Source organism: Mycobacterium sp. NGS49 (genome assembly GCF_059812565.1).
In genome coordinates this window covers 18,137-27,224 of the sequence record NZ_JCALCX010000052.1, presented here as the reverse complement: position 1 = coordinate 27,224, position 9,088 = coordinate 18,137, and the positions used below count along the sequence as shown (strand labels likewise).

7 protein-coding genes are annotated in these 9,088 nt (G+C 70.7%); all 7 read left to right on the top strand.

What is annotated here, in order from left to right:
- A partial coding sequence (locus AC5Y7D_RS29050; protein WP_499929495.1) for a PE family protein occupies positions 1-3,858 on the top strand: 3,858 nt, incomplete at its 5' end.
- Between the two features lie 171 nt (positions 3,859-4,029).
- Positions 4,030-4,398: an NADH-quinone oxidoreductase subunit A gene (locus AC5Y7D_RS29045; protein ID WP_499929498.1), complete on the top strand. Its 369-nt coding sequence runs from the start codon at positions 4,030-4,032 to the stop codon at positions 4,396-4,398.
- A gap of 12 nt (positions 4,399-4,410) precedes the next feature.
- Positions 4,411-4,965, top strand: a complete 555-nt coding sequence (locus AC5Y7D_RS29040) for a NuoB/complex I 20 kDa subunit family protein (RefSeq protein WP_499929494.1) — start codon at positions 4,411-4,413, stop codon at positions 4,963-4,965.
- Complete coding sequence (locus AC5Y7D_RS29035) at positions 4,962-5,690, top strand: NADH-quinone oxidoreductase subunit C (protein ID WP_499929493.1); 729 nt, start codon at positions 4,962-4,964, stop codon at positions 5,688-5,690. The genes AC5Y7D_RS29040 and AC5Y7D_RS29035 overlap by 4 nt, the downstream gene beginning before the upstream one ends.
- Before the next feature lie 19 nt (positions 5,691-5,709).
- The gene (gene nuoD / locus AC5Y7D_RS29030) at positions 5,710-7,008 is read left to right on the top strand and encodes an NADH dehydrogenase (quinone) subunit D (protein WP_499929492.1); all 1,299 of its coding nucleotides are present in this window, start codon (positions 5,710-5,712) and stop codon (positions 7,006-7,008) included.
- On the top strand, positions 7,005-7,772 hold the full coding sequence (nuoE, locus tag AC5Y7D_RS29025; RefSeq protein WP_499929491.1) for an NADH-quinone oxidoreductase subunit NuoE: 768 nt from the start codon (positions 7,005-7,007) through the stop codon (positions 7,770-7,772). Before nuoD ends, nuoE begins: the two co-directional genes overlap by 4 nt.
- Complete coding sequence (nuoF, locus tag AC5Y7D_RS29020; RefSeq protein WP_499929490.1) at positions 7,769-9,085, top strand: NADH-quinone oxidoreductase subunit NuoF; 1,317 nt, start codon at positions 7,769-7,771, stop codon at positions 9,083-9,085. Before nuoE ends, nuoF begins: the two co-directional genes overlap by 4 nt.
- The last annotated feature ends 3 nt before the right edge of the window (positions 9,086-9,088 follow it).

Genomic DNA, 9,088 nt, shown 5'->3' with positions numbered 1-9,088 from the left:
ATCGGCGGCACCGACGGCGCCAGCGGCGCCGGGGGCAATGGCGGGGCCGGCGGCAATGGCGGAAATGTCGGCAACGGCGGCTACACCAGCGGCGATGTTGCCGGCGCCGGCGGCAACGGCGGCAACGGCGGCGCCGCCGGTACGGCCGGGACCGGCGGTACCTTCTCAAGCCCAGTCGGCGGCGCCGGCGGCAACGGCGGCAACGGCGGCAACGGCGGCACCGGCCTCGACAACAGCGGTACTACCACGCCTCCGCCCACCCACGGCACGGGCGGCGGCGCCGGCGGTAACGGCGGGACAGGCGGCGCCGGCGGTATCGGCGACTTGATCGAGGCCGGCGGCAAAGGCGGCCAGGGCGGAAACGGCGGCAACGGCGCCAATCTCGTTTTGTTCCAGAGCTTGTCTGTCAACGGCGGCGCTGGCGGGGCGGGCGGGAACGGCGGTGCCGGTGGCGCCAGCACTGGCGGTGTCTCCGCGAATACCGGCGGTGCCGGCGGTGTCGCTGGAAACGGCGGTGCCGGCGGCTTCGGCTCCCACCCCTTCCCAGGTACCGGCGGCGCCGGCGGGGCTGGGGGCTTGGGTGGAAGCGGTGGCCTGGCCAGCGGTGCCGGGGCCACAGGTGGAAACGGCGCCGCGGGCGGCGCGGGAGGCATGGCCGGCGGCGGTGGCACCGGTGCGGCCGGCGGTATCGGCGGGGCCGGCGGCGCGGGCGGTGACGGCGGCTCAGGCGGCGTGACCGGCACCGGCGGCAACGCCGGCAACGGCGGCCAGGGTGCTAACGGCGGCGCGGCCGGCCCCGACAACGGCGCCGGTGGGGGCGTCGCCCCGGCCGGCGGCGCCGGCGGCAACGGCGGCGCGGCCGGTACGCCCGGTGCCGGCGCCACTGCGGGCAATGGCGGCGTTGGCGGCAACGGCGGCAACGGCGGCAACGGCGCCACCGGCAAAGCCGGTAACCCCGGCCTAGGCGGCGACAGTGGCGGCGCTGGGGGTGCCGGCGGCAACGGCGGCAACGCCACCGGCACCGGCAGTGTCGGCGGCAATGCCGGCAACGGCGGGCACGGCGGCAACGGCGGCAACGGCGGCGCTGACACCGGCATCGGCGGAACCACCGCCCCGGCTGGCGGCAACGGCGGCAACGGCGGCGCCGCCGGCGCGGCCGGCACCGGCGCCACGGCGGGCAGCGGCGGCCATGGCGGCAATGGCGGCGACGGCGGTACCGGCAGCACTGGCAACAACGGCAACCCCGGGAATGCCGGCGACGCCGGTGGCAAGGGCGGCCAAGGCGGCAGCGGCGGAAACGCCACCGGCACCGGCAGTGTCGGCGGCAACGCCGGCCACGGCGGCAACGGCGGCAACGGCGGCAACGGCGGCGCTGACACCGGCATCGGCGGGACTGCGGCCCCCGCCGGCGGTACCGGCGGCGGCGGCGGCAACGGCGGCAATCAGGGCACCGGTGCCACCTACGGCAACGGCGGTAATGGCGGTGAAGGCGGCAACGGCGGTGACGGTAGCGCCGGCAATGCTGGTAGTTCCGGCCTCACCGGCGACGCTGGCGGCAGCGGCGGCGTCGGCGGCGACGGCGGGTGGGGCACCGGGGGCGGCGTCGGTGCCGGCACCGGCGGCAACGCCGGCAACGGCGGCAACGGCGGTAAGGGCGGCGACGGCGGCATAGACATCGGTACTGGCGGGGGGATCGCCCCGGGCGGCGGTGCCGGCGGCAACGGCGGCAACACCGGCGCCTACGGTTTCGGCCTCACCCCGGGCCACTCCGGCACCGGCGGCAATGGCGGCGCCGGCGGCAACGGCAGCGCCGGCAACGGCGGCATCGCGGGCCTTTCCGGCGACGCCGGCGGCAGCGGCGGCAATGGCGGCCATGGCGGCAGTGGCGGTGTGGGCGTCGGCGGAGTCGGCGGCAACGGCGGCAACGCCGGCACCGGCGGCACTGGTGGTACCGGCGGCAGCGGCAGCATCGGCGGCGCCGGCGGCGCGGGTGGAACTGGCGGCAATGGCGGCGACGCCAGTAACGGCTTCCAATACGGCACTGGCGGCAACGCCGGCAGTGGCGGCGCCGGTGGCGCCGGCGGCAACGGCGGCCTTGACATCGGCACTGGTCAGACCGTCGCCCCGGACGGTGGCGCTGGGGGTAACGGCGGCAACGCCGGTACGGTCGGCAGCGCCTACACCAACGGCAAGGGCGGCTCCGGCGGCAACGGCGGCAACGGCGGTGCCGGCAGCACCGGCAACATCGGAAACGCCGACCTGGCCGGCGACGCCGGCGGCAATGGTGGACAAGGCGGTAGCGGCGGCAACGCCACCGGCACCGGCAGCGTTGGCGGCAACGGCGGCGTCGGCGGCGCGGCCGGCAACGGCGGCACCGGAGGTGTCGACACCGCGTTCGGCGGCCAGACCGGCGGCGGCGGCGGGACCGGTGGCAACGGTGGCAACGCCGGTACCGGCGCCACCGCCGGCAACGGCGGCGCCGGTGGCAAGGGCGGGGCCGGCGGTTCCGGCAGCGATGCGGCCATCGGCAGCGGCAGCGATGGCGGCAAAGGCGGAACAGGCGGAACAGGCGGCAGCGGCGGCAATTCCGGCATCGGCGGCACAAACGGGGCCAGCGGTGCCGGCGGCGACGGCGGCAGCGGCGGCAATGGCGGCACCCCCGCAGTTCCCAACGGCGGCAGAGGCGGCGCCGGCGGTGCCGGCGGCAACGCCGGTACCGCGGGCACCGGCGGCAGCTCCTTCAGCCCCGTCGGCGGCCACGGCGGCAACGGCGGCACCGGCGGCACCGGCGGCAATGGCGGCACCGCCGGCGCGGGAGGCGACGGAGGCAGCGGGGGCAACGGCGGCACCGCGGGTATCGGCGACCTCACCTCCACCGGGGGCAACGGAGGCGCCGGAGGCAACGGCGGCACCGGCCACGTTGGCGGCACCGGCTCCACGGGCTTTGCCGGTGGCAACGGAGGGCAAGGCGGCACTGGCGGCGACGCTACCGGCGCCGGCAGTGTCGGTGGCAGTGGTGGTGCCGGCGGTAACGGCGGCGGTGGCGGCGACGGCGGCGCCGGGAGCGGCACCACGCGCGGCGGCCAAGGCGGCTACGGCGGCAAGGCCGGCAGCGGCGGCGCCGGCGGCGGCACCCCCTTAGGCGGAACCAACGGTAACGGCGGTGCGGGCGGCAACGGCGGCAACGGCGGCAACGGCGGCTCCAACTCGAACACGGTCGGCGGCTTCTTCTATGCCGGCGGCGGAGGTGGCGGCGGTGCCGGCGGTAGCGGCGGTGCCGCTGGCACCGGCACCGGCAGCGGCGGCACCGGTGGTACCGGTGGGACCGGCGGCACTGGCGGCAACGGTGGTACCGCCGCCATCGGCCCCACTCTGGGCGTTGTCGGCTATGGCGGGTTCGGCGGTGGTGGCGGCAGTGGTGCGGCCGGCAGCGGCGCCGCGGGTGGCAACGGCGGTGCTGGCGGTGGCGGCGGTGGGGGCGGCGGCACCTATTGGGGTGCCTACTTCGCCGCCTTTGGCGGGGGTGGTGGCGGCGGCGGCGCGGGCGGCGACGCGTCCGCGACCGGCGGTACTGGTGGGGCCGGCGGGAGTGCGACCGAGGTCGCCACCGCCACCGGCGGCACCGGTGCGACGGGTACCCAGGCCGGCGCACCCAGCGGTGGTGGTGGCGGCGGTGGCGGCGTGGCCCTCGCCGGCGGCGCCCGTACCAACGGGGGTAACGCAGTTGGCTCGACTGGCGGCACTGGCGGCAGCACTAGCACCGGCGGAGGCAACGGCGGCCTCACCGCCACCACGGGCGGCAGCGGCGGCTTGAGCCAGAACGGCAATGCCAACGGCAGCCCCGGCCAGAACAGCTGACACCGGCGCCCGACGTGCGATTTTGACGCATCGGTAGGGTCCGCGCGACCGCCGCGCCGTTCCTGGCTAGGCTGTGCTCAAGGTCATGTCGGGGTACCCCAGTCCGGTTTCGTCACACCTGTTCGCCGCGTGACCGCTGTCGACAGCCCAAACGACGGAAACGTGGAGCAAGTGAACGTCTATATACCCATATTGGTGATGGCGGCCATTGCCGCAGCCTTCGCCATCGGTTCGGTGTTCCTGGCCAGCATCACCGGCCCGAGCCGGTACAACCGGTCGAAGCTCGAGGCTTACGAGTGCGGGATCGAGCCCACGGAAACCGGAACGCACACGACCACCGGTCAGCGCTTCCCGATCAAGTATTACCTGACCGCAATGTTATTCATCGTCTTCGATATTGAAATTGTGTTCCTCTATCCGTGGGCGGTTAGCTTCGATTCGCTGGGGACTTTCGCGCTCGTCGAGATGGTCATATTCATGCTCACGGTTTTCGTGGCCTACGCATATGTGTGGCGCCGCGGCGGCCTGACGTGGGATTGAGGTAGGTAGGACGTGGGACTGGAAGAACAGTTACCCGGCGGGATTCTGCTGTCCACGGTCGAGAAGGTTGCGGGCTACGTCCGCAAGAACTCACTGTGGCCGGCGACGTTCGGGTTGGCCTGCTGCGCGATCGAGATGATGGCGACGGCCGGGCCCAGGTTCGACATCGCCCGATTCGGCATGGAGCGGTTCTCGGCGACGCCGCGGCAGGCGGATCTGATGATCGTCGCCGGCCGGGTCAGCCAGAAGATGGCGCCGGTGCTGCGGCAGATCTACGACCAGATGGCCGAGCCGAAATGGGTGCTGGCGATGGGTGTGTGCGCCTCGTCCGGCGGCATGTTCAACAATTACGCGATTGTGCAGGGTGTCGATCACGTGGTGCCGGTGGACATTTACCTGCCCGGCTGCCCGCCGCGGCCGGAGATGCTGTTGTACGCAATCCTCAAGCTGCACGAGAAGATTCAAGAGATGCCGCTGGGCGTCAACCGGGAAAAGGCCATCGCTGAGGCCGAAGAGGCGGCGATGGCGGCCCGGCCGACGATCGAGATGCACGGACTGCTGCGATGAGCTCACCCGAGAAGGACCCCCAGGGCGCGACCCTGACGCCGGGTGCGGACGTTCCGCCCGAAGGCCAAGAAGTCATCAACGTGCGCCGCGGCATGTTCGGCGTGCGCGGCACCGGCGACACCTCCGGCTACGGACGACTGGTGCGCGAGATCGCGCTGCCCGGCGAAAGTCCCCGTCCCTACGGCAGTTACTTCGACGACATCGCCGACCGGCTGGCCGAGGCGCTGGACCGCGAGGGCATCGCGTTCGACGACGCGATCGAGAAGGTCGTGGTCTTCCGTGACGAGCTGACCCTCTACGTGCGCCGGGACCTGCTGCCGCAGGTGGCGCAGCGGCTGCGGGACGAGCCGGAACTGCGCTTCGAGCTGTGCCTGGGCGTCAGCGGCGTGCACTACCCGAACGAGACGGGCCGGGAACTGCACGCCGTGTACCCGCTGAAGTCGATCACGCACAATCGCCGGTTGAGAATGGAAGCCGTTGCGCCCGATAGTGATCCGCACATCCCGTCGCTGTTCGGGGTCTACCCGACCAACGACTGGCACGAGCGCGAGACCTATGACTTCTTCGGCATCATCTTCGACGGCCATCCGTCACTGACCCGAATCGAGATGCCCGACGACTGGCACGGGCACCCGCAACGCAAGGACTACCCGCTGGGCGGCATCCCGGTGGAATACAAGGGCGCGCAGATTCCTCCGCCCGACGAGCGCAGGGGCTACAACTGATGTCGGAAACAGAAACAAGATGAGCGCAACCGAAACCCTCGTGGTCGCAGGCGGCCAGGACTGGGACAAGGTCGTCGAGGCCGCACGCAAGGCCGACCCCGGCGAACGCATCGTCGTCAACATGGGACCCCAGCACCCGTCCACCCACGGCGTGCTGCGGCTGATCCTCGAGATCGAGGGTGAGACGGTCACCGAGGCCCGCTGCGGGATCGGCTACCTGCACACCGGAATCGAGAAGAACCTCGAATACCGGTACTGGACCCAGGGCGTCACCTTCGTCACCCGAATGGATTACCTGGCACCGTTTTTCAATGAGACCGCCTACTGCCTGGGCGTGGAGAAGCTGCTCGGCATCACCGACGAGATCCCGGAACGGGTCAACGTCATCCGGGTGATGATGATGGAGCTCAACCGAATCTCGTCGCATCTGGTCGCCTTGGCCACCGGCGGCATGGAACTGGGCGCCATGACGCCGATGTTCGTCGGCTTCCGGGCCCGAGAGATCGTGCTCACCCTCTTCGAGAAGATCACCGGCCTGCGGATGAACAGTGCCTACATCCGCCCCGGCGGCCTGGCCCAGGACCTGCCTCCCAACGGCGTCGACGACGTCGCGGCCGCCCTCAAGGAACTCCGGGTGCCGCTGCGTCAGATGGGCGAACTGCTCAACGAGAACGCGATCTGGAAAGCCCGCACCGAGGACGTCGGATACCTGGATCTGACCGGCTGCATGGCACTGGGCATCACCGGGCCGATCCTGCGCGCCACCGGGCTGCCGCACGACCTGCGCAAGAGCGACCCCTACTGCGGCTATGAGGACTACGAGTTCGACGTGATGACTGCGGACACATGCGACGCTTACGGGCGCTACATCATTCGCGTCAAGGAAATGTCGGAGTCGATCAAGATCGTCGAGCAGTGTCTGGACAAGCTCAAGCCCGGCCCGACGATGGTCGAGGACCGCAAGATCGCCTGGCCCGCAGACCTTTCCGTGGGTCCCGACGGCATGGGCAACTCACCGGAGCACATCGCCAAGATCATGGGCAGCTCGATGGAGGCCCTGATTCACCACTTCAAGCTGGTGACCGAGGGCATCCGGGTTCCGGCCGGCCAGGTGTATGTGGCGGTGGAGTCACCGCGTGGCGAACTGGGTGTGCACATGGTCAGCGACGGTGGCACCCGCCCGTACCGGGTGCACTACCGGGACCCCTCGTTCACCAACCTGCAGTCGGTGGCCGCGATGTGCGAAGGCGGCATGGTCGCCGACCTGATCACCGCGGTCGCCAGCATTGATCCGGTGATGGGCGGAGTTGATCGATGAGAACCAACGAAAGCGGCAGTGGCGAGCGGGTTTTCCTGCGGCTCGGACCGCCGCCGGAAGAGCCCAGCCAGTTCGTGGTCGAGGGTGCGCCGCAGTCGTATCCGGCCGAGGTGCTGGCGCGGCTGGAGGTGGAAGCCAAGGAGATCATCGCCAAGTACCCGAACAGCCGGTCGGCCTTGCTGCCGCTGCTGCACCTGGTGCAGGGCGAGGACTCCTACATCACCCCGGCCGGCATGGAATTCTGTGCGCAGCAACTGGATCTGACCGGTGCCGAGGTGTCGGCGGTGGCCAGCTTCTACACCATGTACCGCCGCGGTCCGACCGGCGATTACCTGGTCGGCGTCTGCACTAACACGCTGTGCGCGGTGATGGGCGGCGACGCGATCTTCGCCGACCTCAAAGAGCACCTCGGGGTGGGCAACGACGAGACCACCGATGACGGCGCCGTCACGCTGGAGCACATCGAGTGCAACGCGGCCTGCGACTACGCGCCGGTGGTGATGGTCAACTGGGAGTTCTACGACAACCAGACCATCGACTCCGCCCGCGAACTCGTCGACTCGCTGCGCGCCGGTCAGCCGGTGGTGCCGACCCGCGGCGCGCCGCTGTGCAAATTCCGCGAGACGTCGCGCATCCTGGCCGGTCTGCGCGACGAGCGCCCCGACGACGGTCAGGGCGGCGCCGGTGCGGCCACCCTGGCCGGTCTGCGCGTAGCTCAGGAGAACGACATGCAGGCTCCCCCTGGCCCGGAAGGCCAAGCATGACAACACCTTTGACTCCGGTCATCAGCCGTTACTGGGATGACCCGCAGTCCTGGTCGCTGGAAACCTACGAACGCCATGACGGTTACCGGGCCATGAAGAAGGCCCTGGCCATGAACCCCGACGACGTGATCGCAACCGTCAAGGACTCGGGGCTGCGCGGGCGTGGCGGGGCAGGTTTCTCCACCGGGACCAAGTGGTCGTTCATCCCGCAGGGCGACAAGGGGCCCGCCGCCAAGCCGCACTATCTGGTGGTCAATGCCGACGAGTCCGAACCCGGTACCTGCAAAGACATTCCGCTGATGCTGGCCACCCCGCACGTGCTGGTCGAGGGTGTCATCATCGCCGCCTACGCGATCCGGGCCAGCCACGCGTTCATCTACGTGCGCGGTGAGGTGGTGCCGGTGCTGCGCCGCCTGCAGAACGCGGTGGCCGAGGCTTACGCCGCCGGCTACCTGGGCCGCGACATCGGCGGTTCCGGGTTCGACCTGGAGTTGGTGGTGCACGCCGGCGCCGGCGCCTACATCTGCGGCGAGGAAACCGCGCTGCTCGACTCGCTGGAGGGCCGCCGCGGCCAGCCGCGGCTGCGCCCGCCGTTCCCCGCGGTCGCCGGCCTCTACGGCTGCCCCACCGTGATCAACAACGTCGAGACCATCGCCAGCGTCCCGTCGATCATCCTCAACGGCGTCGACTGGTTCCGCTCGATGGGCAGCGAGAAATCGCCCGGCTTCACGCTGTATTCGTTGTCCGGGCACGTCACCCGCCCCGGGCAGTACGAAGCCCCGCTGGGTATCACGTTGCGCGAGTTGCTCGACTACGCCGGCGGCGTCCGGGCCGGGCACCGGCTCAAGTTCTGGACTCCGGGCGGTTCGTCGACTCCGCTGCTGACCGACGAGCACCTCGACGTGCCGCTGGACTACGAGGGCGTCGGAGCCGTCGGCTCGATGCTGGGCACCAAAGCGCTGGAGATCTTCGACGAAACCACCTGCGTGGTGCGCGCGGTGCGCCGCTGGACCGAGTTCTACAAGCACGAATCTTGCGGGAAATGCACCCCCTGCCGCGAGGGCACCTTCTGGCTGGACAAGATCTACGCCCGCCTGGAGAACGGCCAGGGCACCCGCGAAGACCTCGACAAACTGCTGGACATCTCCGATGCGATCCTCGGAAAGTCGTTCTGCGCGTTGGGAGATGGTGCTGCCAGCCCAGTGATGTCGTCGATCCAGCACTTCCGCGACGAATACATCGCCCACGTCGAGACCGGTGGCTGCCCCTTCGACCCCAAAGACTCCATGTTGTCGTTGAACGGAAAGGCCTGACGC